Raw genomic sequence first — 25,424 nt, 5'->3', positions numbered from 1 at the left:
CGTGGGCCCGTTCGACCGCGCCGTCGAGCAGCACGGGGTCACCGTGCTGCGCGTCTGCCGTGCCCTGCTGCCGCCGGCCGACGCCGACGACGCCTGGTCGGAGACCTTCCTCGCCGCGCTCGTCGCCTGGCCCGGGCTGCCGCCGGGGACGAACGTCGAGGCCTGGCTCGTGACCGTCGCGCGCCGCAAGGCCCTCGACGTGCTGCGCGGGCAGGCCCGCCGAGCGCTCCCGGTCGAGACGCTGCCCGAGCCGCCCGCGCCCCGGCCCTTCGACGAGGTGCTCGCCCGTGACGACGAGCTGCTCGACGCCGTCCGCGGGCTGCCGCACCGCCAGCGCGTCGCCGTCGTCGGCCACCACCTCGCCGGGCTCAGCCACCGCGAGGTCGCGGAGGCGACCGGGGTCAGCCACGACGCCGCCCGCCGGGCGGCGAGCGACGGGGTCGCCGCGCTGCGGACGGCGCTGGTGCCCCCGGCCTCGGAGCCGCCCCCGGCGCTCCCGCCCGCACCCCGCCGTCGTCGACCCGGAGGACCCTCGTGACCGACCCGACCACCGCCGAGCAGGTCGACCTCGCCGTGCTGCGGGCCCGGCTCGCCGCCGGCGCGGCCGACGCCGGCGTGCTCGACGTGGCCTGGAGCACCCTCGACTCCCCCGTCGGTCGCCTCCTGCTCGCCGCGACGGAGGTCGGCCTCGTGCGGGTCGCCTTCGAGGTCGAGGGGCACGACGCCGTGCTCGACCGACTCGCCACGACGGTCAGCCCGCGCGTGCTGCGGGCCCCGGCCCGGCTCGACGCGGCCGCTCGCCAGCTCGACGAGTACTTCGCCGGCCGCCGTCGCGCCTTCGACCTGCCGCTCGACCGGCGGCTCTCGCGGGCGTTCCAGCTCGCCGTGCTCGAGCACCTGCCCGAGATCCCCTACGGTCGGACGGCGAGCTACGCCGCCGTCGCCGCGGCGGCGGGCAGCCCCCGCGCCGTGCGGGCCGTCGGCACGGCCTGCGCGACCAACCCGCTGCCGCTCGTCGTGCCGTGCCACCGCGTGGTGCGGAGCGACGGCACGGCCGGCCGCTACCGCGGCGGCCCCGAGGCCAAGGCCCTGCTGATCGACCTGGAGGCGACACCGTGAGCGACGTGGTGATCGGCGACGACGGGCTCGCCCGCCCCGCCTGGGCGGCCGTCGACCCCCTGATGCGGGAGTACTACGACACCGAGTGGGGCATGCCCGTCCGCGACGAGCGGGGGCTCTTCGAGCGGCTGAGCCTCGAGGCGTTCCAGTCGGGGCTGTCGTGGGCGACCATCCTGCGCAAGCGGCCCGCCTTCCGGGCGGCGTTCCGCGACTTCGACCCCGACGTCGTGGCCGCGTTCGACGACGACGACCGGGCACGGCTGCTGGCCGACGCGGGCATCGTCCGCAACCGGCTCAAGGTCGACGCGGCCGTCGCCAACGCCCGCGCCACCGTCGCCCTGCGCGACGCAGGCGGGCTCGTGGACTTCGTCTGGTCGTTCCGGCCCGCCGAGACGCCCCGCCCGGCCACGGCGGCCGAGGTGCCGACGACCTCGCCGGAGAGCGTCGCCCTCTCGCGCGCCCTGAAGTCCGTGGGCTTCCGGTTCGTGGGCCCGACCACCATGCACGCCCTGATGGAGGCGACGGGCATCGTCGACACCCACCTCGTCGACAGCCACCGGCGCGGGTCGTCCGGGGTGTGGGCGGCGACGCCGTGAGGGCCGGGGGCACGGCCCCGGGGGGCTCCGCGGCCGAGCCGACCCGCGACTCCCGCGCCCGCCGCCTGTCGCTCGCCGTCGACGGCGACTACGACCCGGCCCACGCCGTCGGCCTGCTCGCCGCGCACAGCGTGCCAGGGGCCGAGCTGACCGACGTGGCGGCCTCGACCCACTCCCGGGTCGTCGACCTCGGCGGGGCCGGGGTCGGCGGGGCCGGGGTCGGTCGGGCCGCTCGACTCGGCCGGCTCGACGTGCACTTCGGCCCCGACGTCGTCGAGGTCGACGTCGTGCCCGCCGACGGCGTCGACCTCGGCCCGGCCGACCTCGACCGCGCCGGGGCGCTGGCCCGGCGCTGGCTCGACCTCGACGGCGACACGGGCGCGGTGCAGGCCGCGCTCGGCGCCGACCCGGTGCTCGGCCCGCTCGTGCGCGCCCGGCCGGGCATCCGCGTCACGGGCAGCCCCGACGGCTTCGAGACGGCGGTGATGACCGTGCTCGGGCAGCAGGTCTCGCTCGCCGCGGCCCGGACCTTCACCGGTCGGCTCGTCGCCGCGCACGGCGTCGACGTGCCCGGCACGGGCCTCCGGCGCTTCCCGCGCGCGGAGGCGCTGGCCGCCGTCGACGTCGACGAGCTGCGCGCCGCGGTCGGCGTGACCAACGCCCGGGCGCGCACGCTCTCGGCCCTGGCGACGGTCGTCACCGACGGCCTCGTGATCTCGCCCGACGTCGACCTCGCCGACGCCCGACGACGGCTGCTCGCCGTGCCGGGCATCGGGCCGTGGACGGTCGAGTACCTCGCCGTGCGCGCCCTCGCCGACCGCGACGCGTGGCCGGCCGGCGACCTCGTGCTGCGGCGGGTGCTCGGCGGGGCGACCACGAAGGAGGCGGAGGCGGCCTCGGCCCCGTGGTCGCCCTTCCGCGCCTACGCCCTGTTCCACCTCTGGGCCGCGGTGCTGCCGACCGCGCCCTGAGCGGGGCCGGCAGCACCCGGGAGCGCCGCAGCGCCCCGGCGGGCGCCGGGCGTCAGGCGGTGAGCACCGTCGTCGCCGTCAGGGGCAGCTCGGCCACCGACGTGCCGACGTGCAGCGTGAACTCGCCGGGCTCGTGCGCCCACGCGCCGTCGCGCCAGTCGGCGAAGGCCCGCGCCGGCACCTCGACCGTCACCGCGGCCGACCCGCCCGCCGCGAGCTCGACGGGCCGGAAGCCCACCAGCCAGAGCGCGGGGCGCTCCACGACCGAGTCGGGGCGCGACGCGTAGACCTGCACCACGTGCTTGCCCGCGCGGGCGCCCGTGTTCTCGACCTGGACGGTGACGGTCACCGCGCCTCCCTCGGCCACCGTGTCGGAGACCTCGAGGCCCGACTGGCGCCAGCTCGTGTAGCCGAGGCCGTGGCCGAACGGCCAGGCCGGCTCGACGCCGGCGCGGAGCCAGGCCCGGTAGCCGACGTGGACGCCCTCGTCGTAGCGGACGGTGCCGTCGACCGGCGTGACGTCGAGCACCGGCACGTCGGCCGTGGCCGCGGGCCAGGTCGTGGGCAGGCGGCCGCCGGGCTCGGCGTCGCCGACCAGGAGGTCGCCGAGGGCGTGGCCGTACTCCTGCCCGCCGAACCAGGTGAGCAGCACCGCGGCGGCCTCGTCGCGCCAGGGCAGCTCGACCGGCGAACCGGCGTTGACGACGGCGACGGTGCGCGGGTTCGCGGCGAGCACGGCGCGGGCGAGGTCGTCCTGGCGGCCGGGCAGCGCGAGCGTCGAGCGGTCGAAGCCCTCCGACTCGACCTTGCTGTTGGTGCCCACCACGAGCACGACCAGGTCGGCGTCGGCGGCGGCGGCGGCCGCCTCGTCGATCAGCTGCTGCGGGTCGGTGTCGTCGGCGTCGAGCCCGGCGGTGAACATCATGGTGCCGGCGAAGGCCTCGCCGCTCGTCTCGGCCCGGCGGTAGCGGATGACCAGCTCGACCGGGCGACCCGCCTCGACGTCGAGCGGGTGCGACTCGCTCGGCGGGGCGAGCAGCGCCGCGCCCAGCTCGTCGCCGTCGGCCTCGGTGCGGGCGGTGAAGAGCTCCTCGCCGTCGACCACGAAGGTGGCCTCGCCGATCGAGGCGAAGCCGAGCCGGACCCGGCCCGAGGAGGCGGGGGTCCAGGTGGTGCTGACCTCCAGCTCGTGCAGGCGCTCGACGGGTGCGTCGCCGCCGAGGTAGACCAGGGCGGTGGCCCGTCGCTCCTCCGCGAAGATCTCGTCGCCGGCCTCGTCGAGGAAGCGCACGTGCACGCCGGGCTCGCCCGTCGCCGGGTTCGTCAGCTCGGCGAGCGGCAGCTCGGCGACGCCCTCCTGCACGACCGCGCCGACCGACCAGGTCACCTCCGCGTCGGGGAAGGCGGCCCGGACGCCCTCGACCGGGCTGACCACGCTCTCGGGCACCACGGTCGCGCTGCCGCCGCCCTGGGTGCGGGCCCGGTCGGCGTTGTCGCCGATCACCGCGATGCGGCGCACGCTGCCGGGGGCGACGGGCAGCAGCCCGTCGTTGGCCACGAGCACGGCGCCGGCGGCCTCGGCCTCGCGGGCGAAGGCGACGCCGTCCTCGACGTGCACGGGGTCGGTGCCCTCGAACCCCTCGAGGGCGCCGACGCGGGCGGCGAGACGGAGCAGGCGGAGCACCTTGCGGTCGACGTCGGCTCGGTCGACCGAGCCGTCACGCACGGCGGCGACCAGCGCGTCGCCCCAGGGCCCGACCGGGCCGGGCATGACGAGGTCCTGGGAGGCGCGGGCGCTGTCGACGGAGCGCACCGCCGTCCAGTCGCTGATGATGACGCCGTCGAAGCCCCACTCGCTGTTGAGCGGCGTCTCGAGGAGGTCGTTCTCGGTGGCGGTGGTGCCGTTGACCGAGTTGTAGGCGCTCATGACCACCCAGGCCCGCGCCTCCACGACGCTCTTCTCGAAGGCGAGCAGGTACAGCTCGCGGAGGGCCCGGTCGCCGACGACGACGTCGGCGGTGAAGCGCTCGGTCTCGAAGTCGTTGGCGACGTAGTGCTTGGGGGTGGCCCCGACGCCGTTCTCCTGGACGCCCGTCACGTAGGCGGCCGCGAGGTCGGCGGTCAGCACGGGGTCTTCGCTGAAGGCCTCGAAGTGACGGCCGCCGAGCGGGGAGCGGTGCAGGTTGATGGTCGGGCCGAGCACGACGTCGACGCCCTTGCGGCGGGCCTCGACGGCGGAGGCGTGGCCGTAGCGGCGAGCAACCTCGAGATCCCAGGTGGCGGCGAGCGCCGTTCCGCTCGGGAGGTTCAGCGACGGGTCGCGCTCGTCCCAGAACTCGCCGCGCACCCCGGAGGGGCCGTCGGAGAACAGCATGCGGCGGAGGCCGATCTGCTCGATCGGCCAGCTCGTCCAGAAGTCGCGGCCGGTGAGCAGCTGGACCTCCTGCTCGAGCGACAGCTGCCCGAGCAGCTCGGTGAGGCGGGCGGTGACGGCGGCGTCGCCGGCGGAGGAGGGGGTCACGAGGGGCCTTCCGGTGGTGGTCGGAGATCGGTCGCGGCCGGCGCAGCACCGCGTGGAGGGAACGCTACTCGACAAAACCGAACAGCGGTGGGTTTTCGTGGCGTCGGTGGCGGCCGAGCCGCCGGGGGGTGGGTAGCCTGGCGCACATGGCACAACGGGGTTCGTACGCGAAGGGGATCGCGAAGCGCGAGGAGATCCTGCGGGTCGCGCTCGAGGTGGTGGCCCGCAACGGGTTCCGTGCCACCTCGGTGAAGGAGCTGGCCGACGCGGTCGGGCTCACCCAGGCCGGCCTGCTGCACTACTTCGACAGCAAGGAGGGGCTCTTCACCGCCATCCTCCGCGCCCGCGACGAGGCCGACTCGGCCCGCTGGGCCGAGCTCGACGACATCGTCGACCTGCTGCTCGCGGTGATCCGGCACAACTCCGAGACCCCGGGGCTCGTGCAGCTCTTCGCGAGCCTGTCGACGGCCGCGACGAGCGACCCCGGGCACGCCGCCCGCGACTACTTCGTCGAGCGGTACGCCCGGCTGCGCGTCGACTTCACGACGGCGATCGAGCGACGACAGGTCGACGGGCAGATCGCCCCCGACGTCGACGCCGTGACGCTCGCCGGGGTGCTGGTCGCCGTCAGCGACGGCATGCAGCTGCAGTGGATGCTCAACCCCCGCACCGACATGGCCGAGCACGTGCGGCTCGTCTGGGAGCTGGCCCTCCGCACCGCGACGGTGGCCGCGCCGGCCTGACCGGGCGACCACCGCCTCCTCGCGGACCAGGGGCCCGGGTGCGGCGTCAGCGCACGCGGCGGATCGGGATGATGACGAGCGCGCCGATCACGGTCACGATGCCGGCGCCCCAGAGCATGACGACGTAGTTGTCGTTCGTGGCGCTGCCGATGCCGAGCAGGGCCAGGGCGAGGGCCGGGGCGAGCGACTGCGGCAGGGCGTTGGCGATGTTGATGACGCCGAGGTCCTTGCCGGGGCGGTCGGCGTTCGGCAGCACGTCGACGATCAGCGCGGTGTCGACGGCGGCGTAGATGCCGAAGGCGAAGCCCATCACGACCTCGGCGACGTAGAACCCGGTGACCGTCTCGGCGTGCGCGAGCATCACGAGGCCGACCGCGAAGACGAGGGTCGAGCCGGCGACGAAGACCTTGCGACGACCGGTGCGGTCGCTCAGCCAGCCCGAGACCGCCGCGCTGACGAGCAGGGCGATCGTGTAGAGCAGCACGCCGAACGCGACGGCGGCCGTGGCCTCGGCGACGTCCTCGATGCCGAGGTGGCGCTCCATGTAGAGCAGGCGGTACGTCGTGAACATGAACGTGCCGAGCGTGATCAGGAAGCGCGACCACCAGGCGAGGCCGAAGTCGGGGTTCTTGATCGGGTTGGTCCAGAACGAGCTGACCAGGTTCACGAACGTGAACTTCTTGAGCTCGTAGGCAGGCAGCTCGTCGCGGGCCACCACGGCGTAGACGAGCACCAGGACGACGGCCAGCACGCCCGGCAGGACGAACAGAACGGGGAGATTGCCGACGAGGTACACGGCCAGGTAGAGGCCGGCGAGGATGGCGACGTTCTGCGCCAGGGCGATGATGCTCGACGCCCGGCCGCGCTGCACCTCGGGCACGTTGTCGGCGAAGCTCGCGATGAGGGTGGCGAGCACGGCGTTGGCGGCGATCTGCGCGAGCAGCCAGGCGAGGGTCAGCGTGAGCTGGTCGGGCGCCGCCGCCACGAGGCCGAGGGCGACGGTGAGCAGCACCACGCCGCCGACCAGGTAGGGGCGACGACGGCCCCAGCGGGTGCGGGTGCGGTCGCTCAGGGCACCGATCAGCGGGTTGGCGATCAGGGCGCCGAGGGCGCCGATCGGCAGCACCTGGCCGACGAGGGTCTCGGGGCTGTCGGGCGCGAGCTGCTGGGCCTTGAGCTGCATGCTCACGAAGACCGGCGAGAGCAGGGCCACGAACAGGCCGAACTGGGCGAAGCCGAGGGCGGCCAGGTAGCCCCTGCCCACTCGGATCGTGCTGACGGGTTGGGTGAGCACGGTCTCACCGCGCGGGCCGGACAGGGCCATTGACGCCTCCTCGAGTCAAAACCTAGCTGCACTAGGTGTTCGAGACTGTACACGAGCGTGAGCCGGTGTCAACAGCTCGTGACGACAGGTGTCGGCCGGCGCGCGGGCAGCCTCGCGCCGTCGAGGACTCAGGGGGAGGACGCGCCACAGGCGTCGGTCGCGGCCCCCGGCGCGTGTCCCTCCTGACTCGTCGACGGGGGCGGGGCGCCGAGGGAGGCGGGCGGGCGGAGCGGGCCGCGCCTAGGGTCGGGGTCACGACCACGAGAGGACGCCCCATGAGCGACCAGAGCGACCACGACCAGGAGGCCGTCGAGGCGGCGGCCCTCGCGACGTTCCGGGACGACCCGCAGGCCTCCCCCGCGAGCGACGACGACACGACGGCCGACGACGACCTCGTCTCGCCCCTCGGCGGCACCACCTCCGGCGAGGAGGACTACGTCGCCGTCGACCCCGCCGGCTACTCGGGCGAGGCGACCGCGGGCCTCGTCGCCGAGGACGAGGACGGCCGCGGCGAGAGCGGCCCCGAGCCCGGCGCCCAGGTCGGCGGCAGCGCCGGGCGCTGAGTACGCCGGGCGCTGACCCCGCCGGCGCTGCCCCCCGCCGGGCGCTGACCCCCGCCGGGCGGGGCCGGGTGGCATGCTGGTGGGGATGACCTCCTCGCGCGCGCACCTCGACGACCTCGCCTCCTTCATCCAGGCCTCGCCCTCCTCCTTCCACGCCGCGGCCGAGGCCGCCCGTCGGCTCGACGCGGCGGGCTTCGACCGGCTCGACGAGCGGGCCGAGTGGCCGACGGGGCCGGGCCGCCGCTACGTCCTCCGCGACGGCGCCGTGATCGCCTGGATCCAGCCCGAGGGCGCCACCGCGACCACCCCGTACCGGATCGTGGGCGCGCACACCGACTCCCCCGGCTTCAAGCTGAAGCCGAGGAGCACGACCGGCACCCGCGGCTGGCTGCAGGCCGGCGTGGAGGTCTACGGCGGACCGCTCTACAACTCGTGGCTCGACCGCGACCTCGAGTTCGCGGGCCGGCTCGTGACGCGCACCGGCGAGGTGCACCTCGTCCGCACCGGGCCGGTGCTCCGCTTCCCGCAGCTGGCCGTCCACCTCGACCGCGGCGTCAACGACGGCCTCACGCTCGACCCGCAGCGTCACCTCGACCCCGTGGTCGGGGTCGGCCCCCTCGCCGACGCCGACGTGCTCGGTCACCTCGCCGGGCTCGCCGGGCTGACCGGCGACGACGTCGCCGGGTACGACATCTCGGTGGCCGACACCGCGCCTCCCGCCGTCATCGGCCTGACGGGCGACCTCTTCGCCGCGGGGCGCATGGACAACCTCACCTCGACGCACGCCGGCCTCGTCGCGCTGCTCGACGTCGCGGCGTCGGGCGTCGAGCTCGCCGACGTCGCCGTGTTCGCGGCCTTCGACCACGAGGAGGTGGGCTCCGAGACGCCCTCGGGCGCGGCCGGCCCGATGCTCTCCGACGTGGTGACCCGCGTCACGGCCGGGCTCGGCGGCACCGAGGTCGACCGGCTCCGCGCCCTCGCCGGCTCGTGGTGCCTCTCCGCCGACGCGGGCCACGCCGTGCACCCGAACTACCCCGAGCGCCACGACCCCGTGAACCAGCCCGTGGTCAACCGCGGCCCCCTGCTGAAGATCAACGCGAAGCAGCGCTACGCCACCGACGGGCCCGGCGCGGCCGAGTGGGCGCGCTCGTGCGAGCAGGCCGGCGTGCCCTATCAGGAGTTCGTCTCGAACAACGCGGTGCCCTGCGGCTCCACCATCGGGCCGATCACCGCGACCCGCCTCGGCGTCCGCACCATCGACGTGGGCGTGCCGCTGCTGAGCATGCACTCCGCCCGTGAGCTGTGCGGCGTCGACGACCCGGGCTACCTCGCCCGCGCCGCGGCGGCCTTCCTCGCCCCGGTCGCCGCGGCCTAGCCCCGAGGACGGCACGTCGGTGCCCCAGAGTTCTCAACGGCTTGATCGCCCTCTCGAGCGTGGGTCGACCTGCAGTCCCCGTGGTGAAGCCGGTGGGCCACCGGGCCCACCGGCTCGTCCGCTAGGAAAGGGCTGTTTGGTGAGCAGAATGGCAAGATCTCCACCGCGTCCCTTTTCTCGGAATATCAGAATGTCTCGCTGTGAATGTAGCCTACGGCACATGACACAGGTGGATCAGCTGAGGCTGGCGGACGTCGAGATCAGGTACGGACGTCGACTCGTGGTGGTCGCCCCCTCGCTCGAGGTCACCCGGTCGTCGACGACGGCCCTCGTCGGCGCCTCGGGAAGCGGGAAGAGCTCGCTGCTCCGCTGCCTGTCGGGCCTCCAGCGCCCCTCCTCGGGTCGGGTCCTCGTCGACGACCTCGATCTCACGTCGTTGTCGCCTTCCCGGCTCGCCCGCCGCCGACGCGACCTCTTCGGCATCGTCCTGCAGGACGGCGGCCTCGTTCCGTCGCTGTCCGCCCTCGACAACGTGCAGGTCGCCCTCGATCTCCGCCGCATCCCGAGGTCGCGAGCCACGGCTCGATCGACCCTCGACCATCTCGGCCTCGCCCGTCTCGCCGACCGACGACCCGATCAGCTCTCCGGCGGTGAGCGCCAGAGAGTCGCTTTCGCTCGGGTGCTGGCCCAGGCAGCGCCGTTCGCGGTGCTGGACGAACCGACCTCGAGTCTCGACGCCGACAGCCGAGCCGATGTCGTCGACGGCATCCGCGCGCTCTCGGCCGCCGGCTGCGGCACGGTGGTGGTCACGCACGATCTCGAGCTGGCCGCGAGCTTCGACGCCGTCGCGGCGATCACCAGGGGGCACGTGACTACCCGTCCGGGCCCGACGACGGCCGCCGAGATCAGCCACCGGATCGACGGCGTCCGGTGATCGGCGTCCTGCACCTCGCCCTGGCCTCCTCGCGCGCGCTCGGGTCCGGTCGGCGGGCCTGGTACGCCTACGGTGCCGTCGTCCTGGCCACGGCCGTCGTCGCGGCGCTGTCCTTGACCGGTGTCGAGTCGGCAGGTGTCGCGCCCGCTCCGCTCGGCGGTATCGTCCGATCGTGGACGACTCCTGCCGCCCTCATGTCGGTGGTCGCTGGCTCGACCTGCCTCTCCGCGGTGTCCCGGCTGACCCAGTCGCAGTTCGATCCGACGCGCCGCGCCTGGGTGGGCCTCGGCGTCCTCCCGTGGCAGGGCCGCGCCCTCATCGTGGCTGAGGCTGGTGCTGTCGCCGCCGTGGCCACCGGTGCCGGGCTCGGTGCGGTGATCCTGGCGGCCGCGATCGGGAGCCCGCTCCCGACGCCTTGGGGGGCTCTCGTCCTCACGACGGGCCCGCTCGTCACCATCGGCACACCCGTCGTCGTCGCCCTCGCCACGGGTCCCGCGTTGATGGACGCGACCCGACGCTTCCCGACGCGCCCCCGACGTTCGACCATCACCCGCGCCGTCACGACCGCCGTCCCGGCGTCGGGCGTCGCGCTGGTCCTCGCCCTGATGCCGTCCGGTCCGACCGGGGACGACGAGATCGGCGAGCTCGTTCCGTGGTCACTGCTCGTCCTCGTCCTCGGGGCGGTGGCCGCGTCGAGGGTCGCCCCGTCGGCAGGCCGGCTCGTCGTCGGTGGGGTCGTTCGCGCGACGAGTGCCGGACGATGGACCGTTCCACGCCTGGCGCTGACCGCGGTCGCGGTCGCCCTCCGCCGAGACGGTGCGGGCATCTCCGTGCCGATGGTGGGCGTCGCCGTGCCTGGAGGACTCACCTCCGTGTTCCTCGCCGGGGACGAGGCGTTGCGCGCCGCCGGGTCCCTGACCCCGTCCGGAGCCACCGTCAACTGGCCTGCCGTGATCGGTCTCGCCACGGCCCCCGCGGTCCTCGCCGCGATCACGGGCGCCCTGCTCTTCGGACTCTCCGCCCCGGTCCGTCAGGACACCGGGCGGACACTGCTGGCGGCCGGGGCGACTCCGACGACCCTCTGGGCGATCGCGGCGTGCGAGGCAGTCCTCATCTGGGGCCTCGGAACACTCGGCGCCGTCGCTGTCATCACCGTGTCGGCCGTCCCACTCCTGTCCGCGGCCGAGTCGGGCCTCGGCACCGGGACGGCCGTGGTCCTGAACCCCCTCACCCTCTGCTGCTCCGGGGTCGCCCTGCTCGCACTGCTCATCGGCAGCTCCCTCAGCCGCCGCTCGTGACGGCAGAGCGTCCTGCGAAGGCGGCGCCGCCCGCGCCGAGGGCCCAGTCGAGCACGGCGGGCCAGTCGCCGTAGCCGGAGTCGGGGGTGAGGTGACCGCCTCGGGGCACGACGTGGAGGGCGGCCTCGACCCGCGACTCCCACGTGTCGACCAGGCCGAGGGGCAGCCACGGGTCGTCGTCGCCCGCCACGACCACGGCGTCGTCGGCGGGCGCCGAGCCCGGCCGGCCGCGGGCGCCGAGCGAGAGGCGCCGCCCGTCGAACGTGGCTCCCCCGGCGAACTCCCGGACGGCCTCCTGCCCCGCGATCAGCTCGGGCGACGGAGGCGCCACCAGCGCCACGCGGTCGACCCGGGGAGGCGCGTCGCCGGCCTGCAGCTGCAGCCAGGTCAGGCAGGCGAGGCTGTGGCAGACCACCGTCACCGGTCCCTCCGGCAGGGCGGCGAGCTCGGCCCGCACCACCGCCTCCCACTCGGCCAGCCGCGGCTCGTCGGTGTCGGGCAGCTGCGGGTAGCGGACGACGAGGCCCCGCCCCTCGAGCTCGTCGGCGAGCCGGTGCTGCCAGTGGTCGGCCGGTCGCCGGTTCTGCCAGCCGTGCAGGACGAGGTAGCTCGAGGGTGCGGTCACGCCACGATCCTGCCCGACCGTGCAGGCGGGCGTGCCAGGCTCGTCGCATGACGTCATCGACCGCCCCGCACGGCTTCGGACCCGACTACGCGTTCACCGGGCGGCCCACGCTCACCCGGCACGCACCTCCCGGGTTCCGCCTCACCACGGCGAGCCGCGTGATCGGCCACGGCGACGACGACTTCCGACGGGCGGCCGACGCGGTGCTGCGGTTCGAGGTGCACCGCGGCTCGGGCTTCCTGCCCGAGCAGGTGCCCGAGCGCGCCAGGGTCGGCGAGGTGAACGTCTGGGCGATCCCGGTCGGCCCGCTGCGGTCGCGGGTGGCGTGCCGCGTCTTCGCCGTCGTCGACGACGAGCGCACCGCCGGCTTCGGCCACGCGGCGCTCGTCGGCCACCCGCAGCGCGGCTGGGAGAGCTACCTCGTGCACCAGCACCACGACGGGCGCGTCACCCTCGACATCCGGGTCGTCTGGCGCCCGGCGGCGTGGTTCATGCGCGCGGCCGGGCCGGCCGCGAGGCTGGCGCTCGGCACGGTGCTGCACCGCAACCTGCGCGCGCTCGACCCGGTGCTCGCGGCCTGACGCCCCCGACGCGACGCCTCGACGCAACGCCTCCGACGCGACGCCCCTGACGGGACGCGCCTGGCGTGGCGTCGCGCCCCGGCCGCCGCCCCTGCCAGACTCGCCGCATGCGCATCAGCAGCGTCACCGTCGGACTCTCGGTCAGCGACCTCGTCGCGGCCCGGTGCTGGTACGAGTCGGTGCTCGACGTCGACGGCCCCCAGCTCGACCCGGTCGAGGGCATCGTCGAGTACGACCTCGGCGGCTGCTGGCTGCAGCTCGGCGAGGAGGCCCCGACCGGCTCCGCGACGGCGGTGCTGCGACTCGGCGTCGACGACGTCCACGCCGAGCGGGCCCGGCTGGTCGAGCTCGGCCTCGAGCTGCCCGAGGTCGTCCACGTGCCCGGCGTGCTCGACGTGGTCGACTTCCCCGACCCCGACGGCAACCACCTCAGCCTCTACACGCTCGTCGACTGACCGGAGCACGCCCAGCGGCGTCATCGGGGGCGGTGCGAGACTGGTCCCTCCGCGTCGGCCCTCGGCGCGGTGACGACCCCGAGGAGGCGCGTGGCCCGCACCCAGGAGCGCGACCGTGACGAGTCGAGCACGCACGTCACCGTGCAGCGCGTCGAGCGCGGCGACCTCTACGTCCGCGTCAGCACGATCGGCACGACGGGCGATCGGCCGTTCGTGCTCGTGCCCGGCATCGGCGTCTCGTCGGACTACTTCGAGCGCCTCGCGCCCGACCTCAACCGCTTCGGCCCGGTGCACGCCCTCGACCTGCCCGGGTTCGCCGGTGTGCCCCACCCGGGCGAGGCCCTCGATATCTCGCAGTTCGCCGACCTCGTCGGCGCCGTCATCGACGACCTCGGCCTGACCGACCCGATCGTCGTCGGGCACTCGATGGGCACGCAGATCGTCACCGACCTCGCGGCGCGGCGCCCCGAGCTGTCGACCCTCGTGCTGATCGGCCCGGTGATCAACCCCGCCGAGCGCCGTGTGCTGACGGCGGGCCGGCGCTTCGTCCAGGCCGCGTGGCACGAGCCCGGCCGGGTCAAGGTGCTCGCCCTGCGCGCCTACCTCGCCTGCGGCGTGCACTGGTTCTCGCAGGTGCTGCCGAAGATGATGACCTACCCGATCGAGGACGTCCTGCCCCGCGTGCAGGCCGACACCCTCGTGATCCGCGGCGAGCACGACGCCGTCGCGCCGCGCGCGTGGGTGGAGCGCGTCGGCGAGCTGCTGCCCTCGTCGCGCCTGTGGGAGATGCCGGGGGCCGCGCACTCCGTGATGCACGCCCACGCCCAGGAGGTCGCGCGCCTCTGCGTCGAGCACGCCGAGAAGCCCGTGCACCGCGACGAGGGCCGCGTGCTGCACGAGTACGTCGACGCGGGCGACGGCGACGAGCGCCGTGACTTCCGGCCCACCCTCGGCGAGTCGCTGGCCGCGGCCGGCGCGAGCCTCCGCGAGGGCCTCGCGATCGCCCGGGGCGACGACGCGGGCATCGCCGAGGCGAAGACCGACCACGCCGAGGCGATGCAGGCCGCCTTCGACCGGGCCGAGCGCGACCACGACCGCCGGCACGACCACGACCACGACCACGACCACGACTCGGGCGCCGAGCACGACGGGGACGGCGACCCGGGCGCCCACCCCCGGAGCACCGCGCACGACGGGGACGCGCAGCAGGGCCGCACCGAGCGGGGCTGATCGGCCTGCGGGAGGCGCGGGGCGACTCCTACGAGCCCGTGACGGTCAGCCAGATGAGCGCGACGTTTAGGGCCACGACGACGACCGCACAGGCCCAGGCCGCGACGCGCGTGGCCCTCGCGTTGACGCCCGTGCCCATGAGGCGGGCGTCGCTCGTGGCGATCACGAGCGGGATCAGCGCGAACGCGATGCCGAAGCTCAGCACGACCTGGCTGAGCACGAGCAGCCAGGTCGGGCTGATGCCCGTGGCGAGCAGCACGAGCGCCGGCACCAGCGTGACCACCCGGCGGACGAACAGCGGCAGGCGCACGTGCAGCAGGCCGCGCATGATCTCGGCGCCCGCCATCGCGCCGATCGACGTCGACGCGAGGCCCGAGGCCAGCAGGCCGACGGCGAACAGGACGCCGACGACCGGCCCGAGGGCGTCGGCGATCGCGTCGTGGGCGCCGGGGATGGTGTCGGTGCCGGTGCGGCCGGGCAGGGTCGACGCGGCCAGCACGAGCATGGCGATGTTAACGCCGCCGGCGATGACGAGGGCGAAGACGACGTCCCACCGGGTGGCCCGGAGCACGCGACGGCGGTCGGCGCCCTCGGTCACCGTGCCGTGGTGGTCGCGCACGAGCGCGGAGTGCAGGTACACCGCGTGCGGCATGACCGTCGCCCCGAGCATCGACGCGGCGAGCAGCACCGACTGGCTGCCCTCGAACCGCGGCACGAGGCCGGCGAGCATGTCGCCCGCCGACGGGGGCGAGAAGAGCAGGCCGGCGCAGAACCCGATCGTGAGGACGGCCAGGAGCGCGATGACGATCGTCTGGAAGACGTGGCCGCGGCGGTAGCGCGTCAGCATCAGGAGGCCGAGCGACACGGCGCCGGTGATCAGGCCGCCGACGACGAGCGGCACGCCGAAGAGCAGCTGCAGGGCCAGCGCCCCGCCGATGATCTCGGCGACGTCGGTCGCCGCCGCGACGATCTCGGCCTGGCCCCAGAAGGCGAGCCGTCGCTTCCGGCCGAGCCGGTCGCCGAGCACCTCGGGCAGCGACCGGCCGGTGACGATGCCGAGCTTCGCCGACAGGTACTGCACGAGCACGGCGATCGCGTTCGCCGCGACGAGCACCCAGAGCAGCAGGTACTGGTACTGCGCGCCGGCGGTGAGGTTGGCGGCGACGTTGCCGGGGTCGACGTAGGCGATGGCCGCGACGAACGCGGGGCCGAGCAGGGTTCCGCGGGGCCTCGGGAGCGCGACCGCGGCGGGCTGGTCGACCCGCGCCTCCCCGGGGGCGTCGTCGTCACGGCGGCGGGCGTCGATCGTCGGCATGCGCTCGACCCTACACAGGTTTCGGGATGCCGAACTTCTTTGTTCAGGGGCTTGCGCCGGAGCGAGGCAGGGTGCTGTGCGCACCGACGACGAGACCGCCCGCCCCGTGACGGGACGAGCGGTCTCGGGGCGACCAGGTCGGGGCTACTGCGTGGCGACCGTGATCGTGGCGACGCCGACGAGCATCTCGTCCTCGACGGCCTCGGTGCCGAAGGTCTCGTTGAGCAGCGAGGCGGCGGCCGGGCTGACGTGCACCGTCGTGCCCTCGAGCACGGCGTTCGAGCCCTCGGTGCGGAGCGGCTCGAGCGTGCCGCCCCAGAGGTTGAACAGGTACGCGTGCTCGGCCGCGACCGTGCCGTCTACCGTCACGTCGCCGTAGAGCTTCGACTCGCCGGGGTCGATGTCGAAGTCCGTCAGCTCGACGACGGTGCCGTCGGCCGCGGTGAGGCTGAGGCCCGAGCCGTCGTGCTCGATGAAGCCCTGCACGTACGGGCGCACCTCGCTGTCGGGGCCGTAGTAGTCGACGTTGCCGCCCGTGATCGGGAACGAGAACGTGCCGCCGGTGAAGGTCGCCGTGCCGACGACGCCGGGCGTGAGGCCCAGCGTGCCGAGCGCGTCGACGAACGACGCGTCGACGGCGACCTGCGTGTCGACGCCGCCCGCGAGGCTCGGCACGCTCGCGGCCGGGGTCTCGGCGACCGACGAGCCCTCGCGCTCGTCGGGCTCGTTGACGGGGTGGGTCGGGGCCGTGTTGTTGCTCTCCGAGTCGGAGGTCGACGAGCACGCGACGAGCGTGAACGCCAGAGCGCCAGCGGCGACGACGCCGAGCGTCGTCCGGACGAGGGAGGAGCGGTCGAGGTGGCGCATGGTGGTTCCTTGTCTCTGTGGTGGGGTCGTGCGGGGCACCGGTCGGTCAGACCTGGTGCTCGGGGATGAAGCGGTCGACGCGGCGGTGCCAGCGCTGCCCGAGGACGCCGCCGAGGAGCGCACCCAGGAGGCTGAGGACGAGCACCAGGCCGAGGAAGATCAGGCTCTCGACCGACATCGAGGTCAGGTCGTCGACCGTCGGCACCATGGAGTTCGGAGAGCTCTGGTCGCCCGCCTGGACGGCGACGACGCCGACGACGACCGAGGTGACGATCGTGATGACGAGCCCCCAGAGCCAGGTCGCGAGCCCCTGCTTGAGACCCGAGAAGCGGGCCACGCGAGAGGCCGTGTAGCCGCCGACGAGGTAGCCGACGAAGACGATGACGAGCACGCCGATGCCGACGACGAGCGAGAGCACCGGGCCCTGGTCGGCGAGCGTCTGCTGCAGCGCCAGCGGCGAGGCGCTGGGCGACGAGCCGACGACGACGGCCGCCGTGATGGACGCGAGGATCGAGAACAGCACCACGCCGAGGCCGGTCGCGGCGAACCAGCCCAGCAGGCCGGCGCCGAAGCGCATGCCGCCGAACTCCTCCTTCTGCTCGGCGAGGAGGTCGCGGCGGAGGCCGACGCGGTCGATGTCGCCGTCGTCGGTGGTCGGGTAGCCGCCGGTGCGGTCGCGCTCGACCGCTCCGGTCGGGGTGCGGCCCGCCGCGGGGGCGGGGGTCGTGCGGGCGTCGCCGATCCGGCCGTCGTCGGAGCGGGCGTGGGCGGCGGCGGCACCGGCGCCCGCCGCGGCGGCACCGGCACCCACGGCCACGGCGCCGTCGCGGGAGTCGCGGTCGCGGTCGGCGTCGCGGTCGCCGTCGCGCTCGGAGGAGTCGCGGACGGGCTCGGCACGGGCGGCCTCGGCGGCACGGAGAGCCTCGTCGTCGTGGAGCGGACGACGCGGGCCGTCGTCGTCGGAGGACGACCCGGCCGACCAGGCGCGCGCGCCGGGGGCGACGGGGGCCACGACCGGGGGGACGGTCGCGTCGTCGCGGCGGTCGGCGTCGTCGCGGCGGTCGGCGTCATCGCGGCGGTCGGCGTCGCCGTCGTGGCGAGCATCGTGGTCGCGATCGTCGCTGCTCAGCGGTGCGATGACCTCCGTCTCGCCGTCGCGGTCGACACCGTCACGGCGCTCGGCCTCGATCCGCTCGGGGTCGACGCTCGCGTCGCCGTCGATGGTCGTTCCGCGGCCGTCGCCGGCGTCGACGCGGCGACCCTGGTCGCCTCCCGGCACCTCGGCGGCCGCGACGGAGCCGTCGGCGGTCGTCGGGGTCGCCTGGTCGTCGGCGAGCGACGCGGCGGGCGGGAAGAGCTCGCCCCGCGGCTCGACGCCGTCGTCGTGGCGGCCGGGCTCGTCACCGGTGACCGGCAGGGCCCGCGTCGCGGAGTCGGAGCCGTCGTGCTCGTGGTCGGCGGGGTCGCGGGCGGGCTCGGCGGGGCCGCCGAAGTCGACGGCGGGGGCCGACGCGTGCTCGCCGTGCTGCTCGCCACGCTGGTCGTCGTGCTGGTCGTCCGCGGGGTCGCGGGCCGGCTCGGCCGGGCCGCCGAAGTCGACGGCGGGGGCCCCGGCCTCGGGGCGGCCCTCGTCGACGCGTCCCTCGGCGTGGTCGTCGGTGCCGTCGGCCCGGGGGGATCGTTCGTCGGTCATGGTGCGCTCCTCGTGTTCGGGGACTCGTGCTCAGGTGCCGGCATCGACGACGTCGCGGGGGTGCGGGCGTCGGACGCCTGTGATCTCGCTGAACGGTACGCCCGTCTCCTCCCAGAAGCCGGGACGCCCCGCCCTCGGGGGGCGGACCGGTACCGTGGGGGCGACCGCCTGACGCGACCACCGGCCGCCGACCGAGACGAGGACGTCCCATGACCGAGACCGCAGACACCGCGCCCGCAGACACCGCGACCGCAGCACCGACCCCCGGCGGCGAGCCGTCCTCCCGCCCCGACGGGCGACGTCGCCCGAAGCCCCCGGCCGACATCGCCCGCAGCTGGCTGCTCGTGCCCGGCACGGCGCCCGACCGCTTCACCCCCGCGGCGGCGTCGCGGGCCGACCAGATGGTGCTCGACATCGAGGACGCCGTCGACCCAGCCCGCAAGCCGGCCGCCCGCGACGACGTCGTCGCGTGGCTCCGCGACGGCGGCGAGGCCTGGGTGCGCATCAACGACCGCTCCACCGACTTCTGGTCGGACGACGTCGACGCCCTCCTGGGCCTGCCCGGCCTGCAGGGCGTCATGCTCGCCAAGACGGAGGCGCCCGAGCACGTCACCGAGACCTTCGACCGGCTGGGAGGCGCGGTGCGGGTGCTCGCACTGGTCGAGTCGGCCCTCGGCATCGAGGAGAGCCCGTCGATCGCCAAGGCCCGCGGCGCCTTCCGCCTCGCCTTCGGCAGCGGGGACTACCGCCGCGACACCGGCACCAGCGCCGACGACCTCGCCATGGCGTACCCGCGCTCGCGCCTCGTGGTCGCGAGCCGCATCGGCGGCCTGCCCGGCCCCATCGACGGCCCGACCGTCGGCAGCAGCCACCCGGTGCTCCGCGAGCAGGCGGGCGTCGCGGTCGCGCTCGGCCTCACCGGCAAGCTCTGCCTCGACGTCGAGCAGCTCCCGGTGATCAACGAGGTCATCAGCCCGACGCCCTCCGACGTCGCCTGGGCCCAGGACTTCCTCGCCGACTTCGAGGGCCGGGGCCGGGTCATCCGCGACGGCAGCGACCTGCCCCGCCTCGGCCGGGCGCAGAAGATCGAGAAGCTCGCCACCGCCTTCGGCGTCGCCCCCGCGAGCTGAGCCCGGCGCAGCACCCGAGGAGGCGCGTCCCCGCACCGGGGGCGCGCCTCCCTCGCCCTCCGGGCTGTGGATGTGTCGTCAGGGGTTGACGAACGACTGTCAGCGACATATCTTCGACACATCGCGGAATGGTCCGCGACACTCGACCCCGAGCCGCTCGGCGACACCGCCCGCGGCCTCCGCCCGGTCGAGACCCCTGACCGGAAGGACGTGCCCCCATGGCACCGCAGCACGAGAACGACCAGCACCACGACCACGACCGCCGCTCGCACGACCCGCTCGCGGGCGGAGCGCGCTTCGGCCGCCCCTTCGGCCGCTCCGGCCGCCCCGGGCCGGGCTTCCCCGGCTTCGGGTTCCCCGGCTTCGGCGGTCCGGGCTTCCCCGGCCCCGGCGGCCCGCACCGCGGCGGCCGGGGGCGCGCCCGCCGCGGCGACGTCCGCCTCGCGATCCTGTCGCTCCTGGCCGACGCCCCGTCGAACGGCTACGGCCTGATCAAGGCCATCGCCGAGCGCACCGACGGCGTCTGGAAGCCGAGCCCCGGCTCGGTGTACCCGACCCTGCAGCAGCTCGTCGACGAGGGCTTCATCGTCGACGGCGTCGAGACCGCCACCGACGCCAAGGGCGAGTACTCGCTGACCGAGTCCGGCCGTGCGTACGTCGCGGAGCAGGCCGACGCCATCGAGGCCGCCTGGGCCGCCACGGCCGGCGACGCCGAGGGCTCGGACGAGTTCCGCGAGAGCCTCGGCAAGCTCTTCGGCGCGGTCCAGCAGTTCCGCACCGGCGTCACCGACGCCCAGCGGGCGGCCGCGACGGCGAAGCTCGACGAGACCCGTCGCGCCCTGTACGCCATCCTGGCCGACTAGCGACAGCGGCCCGGCCGGTGCCGGGCACGCGCCACCCCGGGGAGGCGCGGTGCAGCAGCCGCTGCGCCGCGCCTCCTCCGTCGTCCGCCCGGGCGCCGCGACCCCCGGGCGGATGTCGGCGGCCGGGTGCACCATGACCCGCGAGGGGCCGAGGGCCCCACCGGCAGGAGGCGCGGATGACGACCACAGGCGACCAGGACGCACGTGAGGGGCTGGACGGGGCAGGCGGCACCGGCACCGGCACCGGCAACCGCGACGCCGCAGGGCCCGTCGACACCGACCTCGCCGGCCTCGACCCGGACGGGCCCGAGGCCGCCTCGGCCACGGGCTACGACCCCGACTTCCTCGGCGTGGGCGTCCAGCTGCCCGACACCGGCGGCCGCGTCGTCCGCGAGCTGCCCTACGCGCACTTCACCGTGCTGCTCGACCCGGCCCGGCGCCTGGCGGCGCTGACCGCGGTCAACGTCGACGGGAGCTCGCTGATCGACCTCGAGCGGGGCGACGACTGGCACCTCGACGAGCGCGTGCCCGCCGACGAGCAGTGCGGCCCCGAGGTCTACGCCCGCAACGACCTCGACCGCGGCCACCTCGTCCGCCGACGCGACCCGGTCTGGGGCTCGCCCGCCGTCGCCTCCCGCGCGAACCGCGACACGTTCTCGTACACGAACGCCGCGCCCCAGGCCGCCGACTTCAACCAGTCGGCCGAGCTCTGGCTCGGCCTGGAGGACCAGGTGCTGCAGTACGCCCAGGTGCACCGGCAGCGCCTGACCGTCTTCACCGGGCCGGTGCTGCTCGACGACGACGCGCCCTACCGCGGGGTGCGCATCCCCCGCAGCTTCTTCAAGATCGCGGCCTGGGCGACCCGGGGCGGTGCCGCGCTCCGCACCGCGGGCTACCTGCTCGACCAGGGGCCCGAGCTCGACGGCGTCGACCTCGAGGCCGCCTTCGCCCGGGCCCACGAGGCCGGCGACCCGCCGCCCCTGGGCGAGTACCGCACCTTCCAGGTGCCCGTCCGCGACATCGCCGCCCTCACGGGGCTCGAGATCGCGCAGCTCGCCGAGGCCGACTCCCTGCAGACCGTGCCGACCGTCCAGCCACCGGAGGGGCTGCGCCCCGGCTGGGTGCCGCTCACCTCGGTCGATCAGCTGACCTTCTGACCCGCCCCGCGCCTCCGGGCCCCGCGTGGCATCATCGACCTCCGTGCCCGACCTCGACCCCGAAGACCTCGACCCCGCCGAGCGCGACCCTGCGGGGCGCGACGAGGGCGGGCGACCGCAGACCGTGCTCGTGCCGCGCGACCACGACGCCCTCCCCCGGCGGTCGTCGTCGTGGCGGGCGATCCGGGCCTGGTTCGCGGTGCCCGCCACGGCGGCCCTGCCCGAGGCCGCCGCCGTGCAGCACCTGTTCACCGACCCCGAGCTGCACTGGGCGCCCGGCCTCCGGCGGGGCACCCTCGCCGTGCTGCCCTCCCCCTCCGCCTTCACGCGGGCGCTGCTCGGCTGGGAGTGGTCGATCGACGCGGCGGACTTCTCCGTCAGCTCGGCCGAGCCCACGGGCTGGTCCGCCGACGAGACCCGCGCCGTCGAGGCCTGGCTGCGCGCCGCCGCCGCCGCGCTGGAGCAGCAGAGCGACCGCATCGAGGACGACGTGCGACGGGTCGTCGACGACGTCGCCGCGGGGCACGACGAGACCCGCCCCGCCGCCGCGGAGTCGGCCCGCCTCGCGGAGTCGGCCCGCGTCGGGGACTCGGCCCGCCTCGTGGATGCACGGCTCGTCGAGGCGCGGCTCGGCACGGGGGTCGAGGGCCCCGCCGCCGGGGCGGCGCACCCCCGGGTCGACGTCGTGCTGCCCGCCTCCGACGACCCGGGCCGTGAGGTCTTCGTCGACGCGGCGGACGGCACCGAGCTGGGCGAGCGACGGACCGTCGCCGTCGACGGTGAGGCCACGGCCTTCCGCTACACGGTCGCCGACGGCGTCGACGACGTGACCCCGCGCGAGCTCGCCCGGTGGCACGACCAGCACCTGCAGCGACTGCTGCTCGCCGACGACGCCCGGCAGGCGGCCGTGCACGTCGTCGCGGGCATCGCTCCGCCGGCGTCGGTCGGCTACGGCGCCTAGCGGCTCAGCTCGACGTCGACGACCGCCACGAAGCGGCTGCCGACGCCGTCGACCTCGGTGCGGACGACGCCCTCGGCCGGGGCCGGCAGCTCGTCGGCGTGGTGGTCGTCACAGCTGAGGTGCGTCCACTCGGGCCACCACTTCTTCGGCCGCGCGGCCTCGTGGTAGCCGCAGACGACGCACGACAGGTCGACCCAGACGGGCTTGCCCGTGCGGTTCGCGCGGGACTGCACCAGCCAGGCCGGCGGCGACTTCTCGAGCTCGAGCAGCTCGTCGACCGTGAGGCGGGCGGGGATGCCGTGCCGGGCGGCCATCTCGAGCGGGATGTCGAGGCGGAGGGCGGCGTCGCGTCGCGTGATCACGGTGCCCACCCTAACCGGCGTGCTGCTCCGCCCCGACGAGCACCTTCTCGAAGCAGATCGACTGCGGGATGGTCGTGACGTAGGGCTCGTAGGTGGGGATGCCCGTCCAGCCGGTCTTCTCGTACAGCGCCACCGCGTCGGGCTGGCGGTCGCCGGTCTGCAGGATCATCCGCGGGGCGCCCGCCGCGCGGGCGTCGGCCTCGACGCCGGCCATCAGGAGGCGCCCGATGCCCCGGCCGCGCTGCTCACGGTCGACGATGACGCGCTTGACCTCCCACTCGCCGCCCCGGTCGTAGAGGGCGGCGTGGCCGAGGGCCGTGCCGTCGGGGTCCACCACGAGGAGGGTGGCGCGGACCTTCTCGGGGTGCACGAGGAGAGCGGCGTCCCGCGCGGCCACGACGTCGTCGGGGTCGGGCTCGCGGCCCGCGCTGTAGACCGCCGACATCTCGGCGTCCATCCGGGCGCGGAGCTCGACGGCGCGGGGGTCGTGCCAGTCGACGTGCTCGAGGTGGACGGGGGTCAGGGCGGCAGCGTTCGACACCTGTCGATCTTGCCACTCCGCCCGGGGTCTGCTCCGCGCCCGCGGTCTGCTCTGCACCCCAGGCCGGTGCCGAGGCCCTCGATCGGAGCCGAGGCCCGCTAGCGGAGGCTGACGCCCCGCGCCGCCATGAAGGGCACCGGGTTCGTCGAGGCGCCCGAGACGCGCGTCTCGAAGTGCAGGTGGCAGCCGGTCGAGTTGCCGGTCGAGCCGACGAGGGCGATCAGCTGGCCGGCGACGACCGACTGGCCCTTCGAGACCCGGATGCCGCCGTTGACGATGTGGCCGTACGCCGTGCTGAGGCCGCCACCGTGGGCGATGCGCACGTAGTTGCCGTAGCCGCCGTACGAGCCGGCGTAGTCGACGGTGCCGGACGACGCCGCGTAGATCGGCGATCCGCAGCCCGGGGCGAGGTCGATGCCGTCGTGGTTCGTGTAGATGCCGGTGACGGGGTTGACGCGCATGCCGTAGCCGCTCGATATGCCGCCGCCGCTCGGGCGGACCCAGGCGCCGCCCGACGGGGACGGAGCGGGGGCGGGAGCGGACGTGCCCGGGCGGGAGGGCGCCGGGGCGGGGGCCGGGGCCGGCCTCGCAGCCGCCGCGGCGGCGGCCGCCGCAGCCGCCGCGGCGCGCTGCTGGCGGGGGGCCTCGGCCTGACGCGCGGCCTCGGCCTGACGTGCGGCCTCCTCGGCGGCCAGGCGGGCCTTCTCGGCCTCCACCCCGGCCTGGTACTGCTGCTCGGTGACCGCGGTCTCCGACTGGAGCGCGGCGAGCTGGGCCTGGAGGCGACCCTCGTTCTCCTGCTGGGCGGTGACGGCCGCGGCGGCGGCGTCGGACGCGGCCTGGGCCTCCGACATGGAGGTCTCGGCGGCGTCGCGCAGGCCGTCGAGCGCCTTCTTGGCGACGCCCGCCTGGTCGGTCAGCGACTGGACGACGTTGCGGTCGGCGACGGCCTGGGCACGGATGCCCTCGGCCTGCTCGGTGATCTTGCTCATGGCGCCGAGGCGGTACAGGAGGTCGTCGGCGCCCTGGGCGTCGGCGGCGAGCTGGGTCGAGACGTCTCCGCCGCCCGTCCGTGCGAGCTGCGCGGCGACCTGGCCGGCGCGCTTCTGGCTCTCGTCGGCGACGGCCTTCTTCTCGGCGACCTGGGCCTCGAGCTCGGCGAGCTTGGCGGCCTCGGCGTCGACGGACTCCTGCGCGGCCTGGAAAGCGGCGCCGAGGCGGTCGGCCTCGGCCTGCGCGTCGGCGGCAGCGGTCTGGAGCCCGCTCAGCAGGCCCTGGAGCTCGGTGATCTGCGCCTGCTTCGTGCTCTCGTTCGCGCGCGCCGCCGTCACGTCGTCCCAGCTGGGGTACGACGCCGCCCGGGCGGGCGAGCCACCGACCACCACGCCCGCGACGACGATGGCGAGGGCCACCAGGAGCGTCGTGACAGCGACGAGGGCGCTGCGGGCGGACGGGACGGAGACGGCGTGGCTCACGGAGGCGGTACCTAACTGCAGGAGGGACGCCGGTCTCCGCACCTCGCGGGCGCATCCTCCCGGCCGGGGAACTCCTCCACCCTAGGTGCGCGACCGGCGAGGGTAAACCCGTCGGGCCCGATGCCTGTGGATGGATCTGTCCCCAGTTGAGGGTGCACACAGGGTCTCACGAGTCACACGAGTCACACCGGCACCGCATCTTGTCCCCCGGGGGCGCCGTCGCCGAAGGCGCTGTTGAGACGGTGCAGCGACGCGGCGAGCTGCTCCACCTCGTCCACCCTCCAGTCGCCCAGGCGCTCAGCGAGGGCGGCGCGGTTGGCGTCGACGGAGCGTGCGAGCAGCTCGTCGCCGCGGGGGGTGAGCGCGAGCACCTGGCCGCGGCGCGTCTCCGCCGACCCGGCCGGCGCCTCCTCGCCCACCGTCGTCACGAGCCCGAGCTCGACCAGGCCCGCGAGCTGACGCGACACGGTCGACCGGTTCAGCGAGAAGTCGGCGGCGATGTCGATCGCCCGACAGCCCGGGTGCGAGGCGATGAAGGTCACGAGCGAGTGCTCGACGAACGAGAGGGGAGCGCTGCGGGCACGGGCTCGCGCCACCGCCCGGCGGGAGACCCGCTCGAGCTCGGCGTAGACGGCGTCGATGCCGGTGGTCTGGTCGTCGGCTTGCACGCCCCGAGCCTACGAGGGCGAGCCCGGGCACGACGAGCTGGCACCGCGCGCGCTCGA

26 protein-coding genes are annotated in these 25,424 nt (G+C 75.2%); 16 read left to right on the top strand and 10 right to left on the bottom strand.

The features are described from left to right. Position 1 precedes the first annotated feature (1 nt). From IFT72_RS01100 to IFT72_RS01085, 4 genes are read left to right on the top strand one after another with little or no spacing between them, the layout of a single operon-like run. A complete protein-coding gene (locus IFT72_RS01100; protein WP_192045344.1) occupies positions 2 to 538 on the top strand; it encodes a sigma-70 family RNA polymerase sigma factor in 537 nt (178 codons plus the stop codon). After that, positions 535 to 1,119 carry a methylated-DNA--[protein]-cysteine S-methyltransferase gene (locus tag IFT72_RS01095; protein ID WP_056052864.1) on the top strand — a complete coding sequence of 195 codons (585 nt, stop codon included), beginning with the start codon at positions 535 to 537 and terminating at the stop codon, positions 1,117 to 1,119. The genes IFT72_RS01100 and IFT72_RS01095 overlap by 4 nt, the downstream gene beginning before the upstream one ends. Then, positions 1,116 to 1,715: a DNA-3-methyladenine glycosylase I gene (locus tag IFT72_RS01090; protein WP_192045343.1), complete on the top strand. Its 600-nt coding sequence runs from the start codon at positions 1,116 to 1,118 to the stop codon at positions 1,713 to 1,715. The genes IFT72_RS01095 and IFT72_RS01090 overlap by 4 nt, the downstream gene beginning before the upstream one ends. Further along, positions 1,712 to 2,686 (top strand): DNA-3-methyladenine glycosylase 2, encoded by a 975-nt coding sequence (locus IFT72_RS01085; RefSeq protein WP_371741126.1) that lies wholly within the window; start codon positions 1,712 to 1,714, stop codon positions 2,684 to 2,686. Before IFT72_RS01090 ends, IFT72_RS01085 begins: the two co-directional genes overlap by 4 nt. Positions 2,687 to 2,738: 52 nt before the next feature. On the opposite strand, the gene IFT72_RS01080 is transcribed toward IFT72_RS01085, so the two are convergent. Next, positions 2,739 to 5,060 (bottom strand): beta-glucosidase, encoded by a 2,322-nt coding sequence (locus IFT72_RS01080; RefSeq protein WP_244634183.1) that lies wholly within the window; start codon positions 5,058 to 5,060, stop codon positions 2,739 to 2,741. Between the two features lie 293 nt (positions 5,061 to 5,353). Here IFT72_RS01080 and IFT72_RS01075 point away from each other — a divergent pair, with 293 nt between their 5' ends. Continuing rightward, a complete protein-coding gene (locus IFT72_RS01075) occupies positions 5,354 to 5,950 on the top strand; it encodes a TetR/AcrR family transcriptional regulator (protein ID WP_192045341.1) in 597 nt (198 codons plus the stop codon). Positions 5,951 to 5,996: 46 nt separating this feature from the next. Here the strand turns inward: IFT72_RS01075 and IFT72_RS01070 are convergent, their stop codons facing one another. Beyond that, positions 5,997 to 7,274 carry an MFS transporter gene (locus IFT72_RS01070; protein WP_167258377.1) on the bottom strand — a complete coding sequence of 426 codons (1,278 nt, stop codon included), beginning with the start codon at positions 7,272 to 7,274 and terminating at the stop codon, positions 5,997 to 5,999. A 275-nt stretch (positions 7,275 to 7,549) separates the two neighbouring features. On the opposite strand from IFT72_RS01070, the gene IFT72_RS01065 reads away from it, so the two are divergent. The 4 genes from IFT72_RS01065 (at position 7,550) to IFT72_RS01050 (ending at position 11,444) form a co-directional block, all read left to right on the top strand. Continuing rightward, a complete protein-coding gene (locus IFT72_RS01065; protein ID WP_192045340.1) occupies positions 7,550 to 7,837 on the top strand; it encodes a hypothetical protein in 288 nt (95 codons plus the stop codon). 85 nt (positions 7,838 to 7,922) lie between these two features. After that, the gene (locus IFT72_RS01060; RefSeq protein ID WP_185231693.1) at positions 7,923 to 9,212 is read left to right on the top strand and encodes a M18 family aminopeptidase; all 1,290 of its coding nucleotides are present in this window, start codon (positions 7,923 to 7,925) and stop codon (positions 9,210 to 9,212) included. A 220-nt stretch (positions 9,213 to 9,432) separates the two neighbouring features. Then, a complete protein-coding gene (locus IFT72_RS01055; protein ID WP_192045339.1) occupies positions 9,433 to 10,146 on the top strand; it encodes an ABC transporter ATP-binding protein in 714 nt (237 codons plus the stop codon). Next, a complete protein-coding gene (locus tag IFT72_RS01050) occupies positions 10,143 to 11,444 on the top strand; it encodes a hypothetical protein (RefSeq protein WP_185231687.1) in 1,302 nt (433 codons plus the stop codon). Before IFT72_RS01055 ends, IFT72_RS01050 begins: the two co-directional genes overlap by 4 nt. Here the strand turns inward: IFT72_RS01050 and IFT72_RS01045 are convergent. Next, positions 11,428 to 12,069 (bottom strand): alpha/beta hydrolase, encoded by a 642-nt coding sequence (locus IFT72_RS01045; protein WP_192045338.1) that lies wholly within the window; start codon positions 12,067 to 12,069, stop codon positions 11,428 to 11,430. The two genes, IFT72_RS01050 and IFT72_RS01045, sit on opposite strands and share 17 nt — an antisense overlap. Positions 12,070 to 12,116: 47 nt before the next feature. Here IFT72_RS01045 and IFT72_RS01040 point away from each other — a divergent pair, with 47 nt between their 5' ends. From IFT72_RS01040 to IFT72_RS01030, 3 genes are all read left to right on the top strand, one after another. After that, positions 12,117 to 12,650, top strand: a complete 534-nt coding sequence (locus IFT72_RS01040) for a DUF1990 family protein (RefSeq protein ID WP_192045337.1) — start codon at positions 12,117 to 12,119, stop codon at positions 12,648 to 12,650. 107 nt (positions 12,651 to 12,757) lie between these two features. Next, positions 12,758 to 13,105 carry a VOC family protein gene (locus IFT72_RS01035; RefSeq protein ID WP_056052831.1) on the top strand — a complete coding sequence of 116 codons (348 nt, stop codon included), beginning with the start codon at positions 12,758 to 12,760 and terminating at the stop codon, positions 13,103 to 13,105. 90 nt (positions 13,106 to 13,195) lie between these two features. After that, positions 13,196 to 14,335 (top strand): alpha/beta fold hydrolase, encoded by a 1,140-nt coding sequence (locus tag IFT72_RS01030; RefSeq protein ID WP_371741125.1) that lies wholly within the window; start codon positions 13,196 to 13,198, stop codon positions 14,333 to 14,335. A 28-nt stretch (positions 14,336 to 14,363) separates the two neighbouring features. Here IFT72_RS01030 and IFT72_RS01025 read toward each other — a convergent pair whose 3' ends face one another. From IFT72_RS01025 to IFT72_RS01015, 3 genes are all read right to left on the bottom strand, one after another. Then, on the bottom strand, positions 14,364 to 15,650 hold the full coding sequence (locus IFT72_RS01025; protein WP_192045336.1) for an Nramp family divalent metal transporter: 1,287 nt from the start codon (positions 15,648 to 15,650) through the stop codon (positions 14,364 to 14,366). Between the two features lie 144 nt (positions 15,651 to 15,794). Then, positions 15,795 to 16,517 carry a hypothetical protein gene (locus IFT72_RS01020; protein ID WP_167258365.1) on the bottom strand — a complete coding sequence of 241 codons (723 nt, stop codon included), beginning with the start codon at positions 16,515 to 16,517 and terminating at the stop codon, positions 15,795 to 15,797. Between the two features lie 46 nt (positions 16,518 to 16,563). After that, on the bottom strand, positions 16,564 to 18,210 hold the full coding sequence (locus tag IFT72_RS01015; RefSeq protein WP_192045335.1) for a hypothetical protein: 1,647 nt from the start codon (positions 18,208 to 18,210) through the stop codon (positions 16,564 to 16,566). A 209-nt stretch (positions 18,211 to 18,419) separates the two neighbouring features. On the opposite strand from IFT72_RS01015, the gene IFT72_RS01010 reads away from it, so the two are divergent. The 4 genes from IFT72_RS01010 to IFT72_RS00995 all read left to right on the top strand — a co-directional run bounded on the left by IFT72_RS01010 (position 18,420) and on the right by IFT72_RS00995 (position 22,321). Beyond that, positions 18,420 to 19,340: a CoA ester lyase gene (locus IFT72_RS01010; RefSeq protein ID WP_082514239.1), complete on the top strand. Its 921-nt coding sequence runs from the start codon at positions 18,420 to 18,422 to the stop codon at positions 19,338 to 19,340. A gap of 218 nt (positions 19,341 to 19,558) precedes the next feature. Beyond that, on the top strand, positions 19,559 to 20,203 hold the full coding sequence (locus IFT72_RS01005; protein WP_192045334.1) for a PadR family transcriptional regulator: 645 nt from the start codon (positions 19,559 to 19,561) through the stop codon (positions 20,201 to 20,203). A gap of 176 nt (positions 20,204 to 20,379) precedes the next feature. Beyond that, positions 20,380 to 21,360, top strand: a complete 981-nt coding sequence (locus tag IFT72_RS01000) for a DNA/RNA non-specific endonuclease (RefSeq protein WP_192045333.1) — start codon at positions 20,380 to 20,382, stop codon at positions 21,358 to 21,360. A 43-nt stretch (positions 21,361 to 21,403) separates the two neighbouring features. Next, a complete protein-coding gene (locus IFT72_RS00995) occupies positions 21,404 to 22,321 on the top strand; it encodes a hypothetical protein (protein WP_192045332.1) in 918 nt (305 codons plus the stop codon). On the opposite strand, the gene IFT72_RS00990 is transcribed toward IFT72_RS00995, so the two are convergent. The 4 genes from IFT72_RS00990 to IFT72_RS15795 form a co-directional block, all read right to left on the bottom strand. Beyond that, complete coding sequence (locus IFT72_RS00990; protein ID WP_185231666.1) at positions 22,318 to 22,683, bottom strand: hypothetical protein; 366 nt, start codon at positions 22,681 to 22,683, stop codon at positions 22,318 to 22,320. The two genes, IFT72_RS00995 and IFT72_RS00990, sit on opposite strands and share 4 nt — an antisense overlap. Before the next feature lie 10 nt (positions 22,684 to 22,693). Beyond that, the gene (locus IFT72_RS00985; protein ID WP_371741124.1) at positions 22,694 to 23,224 is read right to left on the bottom strand and encodes a GNAT family N-acetyltransferase; all 531 of its coding nucleotides are present in this window, start codon (positions 23,222 to 23,224) and stop codon (positions 22,694 to 22,696) included. Between the two features lie 98 nt (positions 23,225 to 23,322). Further along, the gene (locus IFT72_RS16550; protein WP_192045331.1) at positions 23,323 to 24,699 is read right to left on the bottom strand and encodes a peptidoglycan DD-metalloendopeptidase family protein; all 1,377 of its coding nucleotides are present in this window, start codon (positions 24,697 to 24,699) and stop codon (positions 23,323 to 23,325) included. 182 nt (positions 24,700 to 24,881) lie between these two features. Beyond that, a complete protein-coding gene (locus IFT72_RS15795) occupies positions 24,882 to 25,367 on the bottom strand; it encodes a MarR family winged helix-turn-helix transcriptional regulator (protein ID WP_192045330.1) in 486 nt (161 codons plus the stop codon). Positions 25,368 to 25,424 lie beyond the last annotated feature (57 nt).

This window comes from Frigoribacterium sp. CFBP 8754, assembly GCF_014841815.1.
Taxonomy (GTDB): Bacteria; Actinomycetota; Actinomycetes; order Actinomycetales; family Microbacteriaceae; genus Frigoribacterium; species Frigoribacterium endophyticum.
This window is presented reverse-complemented; position numbering and strand designations above follow the sequence as displayed.

What these genes read in the sequence shown, in the direction of transcription:
- IFT72_RS01040 (WP_192045337.1), top strand. Translation starts at nt 12,117, where the DNA reads ATGACGTCATCGACCGCCCCGCACGGCTTCGGACCCGACTACGCGTTC.
- IFT72_RS01015 (WP_192045335.1), bottom strand. Translation starts at nt 18,210, where the DNA reads ATGACCGACGAACGATCCCCCCGGGCCGACGGCACCGACGACCACGCC.
- IFT72_RS01075 (WP_192045341.1), top strand. Translation starts at nt 5,354, where the DNA reads ATGGCACAACGGGGTTCGTACGCGAAGGGGATCGCGAAGCGCGAGGAG.
- IFT72_RS01025 (WP_192045336.1), bottom strand. Translation starts at nt 15,650, where the DNA reads ATGCCGACGATCGACGCCCGCCGCCGTGACGACGACGCCCCCGGGGAG.
- IFT72_RS01000 (WP_192045333.1), top strand. Translation starts at nt 20,380, where the DNA reads ATGACGACCACAGGCGACCAGGACGCACGTGAGGGGCTGGACGGGGCA.
- IFT72_RS01065 (WP_192045340.1), top strand. Translation starts at nt 7,550, where the DNA reads ATGAGCGACCAGAGCGACCACGACCAGGAGGCCGTCGAGGCGGCGGCC.
- IFT72_RS01005 (WP_192045334.1), top strand. Translation starts at nt 19,559, where the DNA reads ATGGCACCGCAGCACGAGAACGACCAGCACCACGACCACGACCGCCGC.
- IFT72_RS01080 (WP_244634183.1), bottom strand. Translation starts at nt 5,060, where the DNA reads ATGCTGTTCTCCGACGGCCCCTCCGGGGTGCGCGGCGAGTTCTGGGAC.
- IFT72_RS01060 (WP_185231693.1), top strand. Translation starts at nt 7,923, where the DNA reads ATGACCTCCTCGCGCGCGCACCTCGACGACCTCGCCTCCTTCATCCAG.
- IFT72_RS01070 (WP_167258377.1), bottom strand. Translation starts at nt 7,274, where the DNA reads ATGGCCCTGTCCGGCCCGCGCGGTGAGACCGTGCTCACCCAACCCGTC.
- IFT72_RS01035 (WP_056052831.1), top strand. Translation starts at nt 12,758, where the DNA reads ATGCGCATCAGCAGCGTCACCGTCGGACTCTCGGTCAGCGACCTCGTC.
- IFT72_RS01055 (WP_192045339.1), top strand. Translation starts at nt 9,433, where the DNA reads ATGACACAGGTGGATCAGCTGAGGCTGGCGGACGTCGAGATCAGGTAC.
- IFT72_RS01010 (WP_082514239.1), top strand. Translation starts at nt 18,420, where the DNA reads ATGACCGAGACCGCAGACACCGCGCCCGCAGACACCGCGACCGCAGCA.
- IFT72_RS01020 (WP_167258365.1), bottom strand. Translation starts at nt 16,517, where the DNA reads ATGCGCCACCTCGACCGCTCCTCCCTCGTCCGGACGACGCTCGGCGTC.